Raw genomic sequence first — 875 nt, 5'->3', positions numbered from 1 at the left:
GCATTATCATGGCAGTTTCCTGTACGAGACATGCTTGTGATAATGCCTTTTTCTTTGGCATATGTTTGAAATTGTTTTGATGTATACACCTTTCCTTGATCCGAATGTAAAATCGTATCAATCACATTTCGCTTTCTTAAAGCCTCTTTTAGAGTATCTAATACAAGAGAAACATCCTGTGTCTCAGCTATTTTATAACTTACAATTTCATTGTTAAACCCATCTATAATAGATGAAAAATAAAGAGTCTTATTGCCGAACATCAAATACGTGATATCAGTGAACCATTTTTCATTAGGCTTGGTAGCTTTAAATCTCCGTTGTATTCTATTTTTAGCTACCACTGGTTCATGACCGAGCACAAATATCTTTTTCTTTTTTCTAACCCGAGATAATACGTTGTATTTTCTCATGATACGTAATACTTTTTTATGATTCATTACGATGTTAAATTGATCACGTAGACAAGCTGTAACCCGACGATATCCGTACCGATATTTATGATGTTGACATATTTCTATTACGGTTTTTTCTTCATGATTAGTTACTGTTTTCTCCTGCTTTTTCCAACGATAATAAGTAGCACGTGAAATATTAAATATGGAACACAGTTCTGCAATTGTAAAAATTGATTGCCATTCATTTATCATTTTCATTATTTCTTCTTTTCCTCCCACCTCCTTAAGATTTCTTGGCACTTTTCCAGCAATATAATCTTTGCCTTTAAATAACGTATTTCTAATTCTTTTTGTTCAAGTTCTGTTAACCTTTTTAAGCCTTTTCCATGTGCAGATTGTCTTCCAATAGATTGTTCAAACCGATAGGTTTCGCCTTCACGATACCATTTCATCCAAGTTTTAATTTGAGCCACATGT

Annotated in this window: 1 protein-coding gene and 1 pseudogene; both read right to left on the bottom strand. The window is 32.9% G+C overall.

Annotation, left to right across the window (positions count from 1 at the left end; all coding sequences use genetic code 11):
* A partial coding sequence (locus tag G9F74_RS29400; protein ID WP_165406428.1) for an IS3 family transposase occupies window positions 1–656 on the bottom strand: 656 nt, incomplete at its 3' end.
* Window positions 656–875, bottom strand: a pseudogene (locus G9F74_RS29395) (hypothetical protein); the annotation flags it as partial. The gene G9F74_RS29400 and the pseudogene G9F74_RS29395, both read right to left, overlap by 1 nt.

Source organism: Bacillus sp. EKM202B (assembly GCF_011066025.1).
In the GTDB taxonomy this organism is placed as follows: Bacteria; Bacillota; Bacilli; order Bacillales; family Bacillaceae_G; genus Bacillus_A; species Bacillus_A toyonensis.
The sequence above is the reverse complement of the archived record's forward strand: the minus strand, read 5'-3'. Positions and strand labels throughout refer to the sequence as shown.